The organism is Gordonibacter pamelaeae 7-10-1-b, assembly GCF_000210055.1.
GTDB classification, from domain to species: domain Bacteria; phylum Actinomycetota; class Coriobacteriia; order Coriobacteriales; family Eggerthellaceae; genus Gordonibacter; species Gordonibacter pamelaeae.
The window spans coordinates 355,630-357,519 of sequence record NC_021021.1 but is presented as its reverse complement, the minus strand read 5'-3'; the positions used below and the strand labels follow the sequence as shown (position 1 = coordinate 357,519).

Here is a 1,890-nt window from a genome sequence, read left to right as displayed (position 1 = left end):
GACGTGCCGCCCATGTCGAAGCCGCTCGGACGCACGTCCGAGCGGGCGCGGCCCACCTGGTAGGCGTAGGCCTCGTCCAGGTACATACGGGTGATCTCGGTGGGGTTCAGCCCCAGGAGGCGCGCGTAGGCGTTCACCATGTTGCGTGTGTAGCCGCGCGGGGGCATGCGCGCGAAGTCGTCCTCCTCGATGGAGCGCAGGATGTCGGGCCTGATGCGCAGGCGCCGGGCCGCCGTGGACAGATCAAGGCCCTTCCGTTCGCGGGCCTCCTGCAAAACCGTTCCGAATGTCATCTGTGCCACGTCGTCACTCCTCGCTTGAGTCCTGCGCCTCGAACGCCTTCAACGTCTCCAGCTCCATGGCGTCCACCAGGACCTCGCGGGGCTTGCTGCCGTTCGGCGGTCCCACGACGCCCTTTTCCTCGAGCATGTCCATTATACGCCCGGCGCGCGAATAGCCAACTTTCAGGCGCCGCTGTATGTTCGACGTCGAGCCGAGGCCGCTCGACACCACGATCTCGGCCGCCTCCCAGACGAGGGGGTCGTCAGACGTGCACGAGCCGCCGCTGCCGTCGGGCTGCGACGCGCCCAGCGTGATGAGGTTCGTCTGCAGGATCTCCGAGTGGTACTCGGGCTCGCCCTGCGCCTTGAGCAGCTCCACCACGGCGTTGATCTCGTCCTCGGACACGTAGCAGCCCTGGATGCGCTGGGGCTTGGCGTACTCGGGCTTCGACAGGAGCAGATCGCCCAGGCCGATGAGGCGCTCGGCGCCCGGCGTGTCCAGCACGACGCGGCTGTCGATGCCGCTGGCCACGTTGAACGCGATGCGGTTCGTGATGTTCGCCTTAATGAGGCCCGTGACCACGTTGGTGGACGGGCGCTGCGTGGCCACGATGAGGTGGATGCCGGCCGCGCGCGCGAGCTGCGCGATGCGGCTGATGGAGAACTCCACCTCCTTGCCCACGTTCATCATGAGGTCGGCCAGCTCGTCGATGATGATGACGATGTAGGGGAGCTCGTCGCCCAGCTCCGCGGCCGGCGGCTCCTTGCCCGCCTGCTCGGCCTGCTCGATGGTGGCCTGCTCGGCCTGCACCTTCGCGTTGTACTGGCCGATGTTGCGGGCGCCCACCTTCGAGAACACCTTCAAGCGCCGCTCCATCTCCGCCACGCCCCACGACAGCGCGCTCGCGGCCTCGCGGGCCTCGGTGACCACCGGCACGTAGAGGTGCGGGATGCCGTTGTAGGGCGTGAACTCCACGCGCTTGGGGTCGATCATGATGAAGCGCACCTCGGCGGGCGTGGCGCGCATGAGGATGGACATGATCATGGCGTTCACCGACACCGACTTGCCCGATCCCGTGGTGCCGCCGATGAGCAGGTGGGGCATCTTGGCCAGGTCCGACACGATGGAGCGTCCCTCCACGTCCTTGCCGATGGCCACCTGCAAGGGCCCGGCCGGGGCGTCTTTCAGCACGTCGCCCAGAAGCACCGTCTGGCGCGTGCGGTTCGGCACCTCGATGCCGACGTAGTTCGTGCCGGGGATGGGCGCGAAGATGCGCACGCCGGGCGCTGCCAGCGCGAGCGCGATGTCCTGCTCGAGCGCCGTGATGCGGCTCACGCGCACGCCGGCGGGCAGGTCCACCTTGAACAGCGTCACCGTGGGCCCGGCCACCCAGCCCACGACCTCGGCCATGATGGTGAAGCTCTCGAGCGTCTCCTGGAGGCAGGCCGCCGTCTCGGTGAGCTCGGCGTCGGTGGCCTTGTCCTTCTTGGCCGACGTGCTGGTGGCCAGGATGTCGAAGGGGGGCAGCTCGAAGCCATCCGCCGGGCGGGGGGTGGCGAGCGGCGTGGCCGCGGACGACGCCTTGGGAGAGGGGGGCCTTCTTCTCGG

Annotated in this window: 2 protein-coding genes; both read right to left on the bottom strand. The window is 68.6% G+C overall.

Annotation, left to right across the window (positions count from 1 at the left end; all coding sequences use genetic code 11):
- The coding region (locus GPA_RS01630) for a helix-turn-helix domain-containing protein (RefSeq protein WP_041238771.1) at positions 1-293 on the bottom strand (293 nt) is incomplete at its 3' end.
- A 13-nt stretch (positions 294-306) separates the two neighbouring features.
- A partial coding sequence (locus GPA_RS01625) for a DNA translocase FtsK (RefSeq protein WP_167536578.1) occupies positions 307-1,890 on the bottom strand: 1,584 nt, incomplete at its 5' end.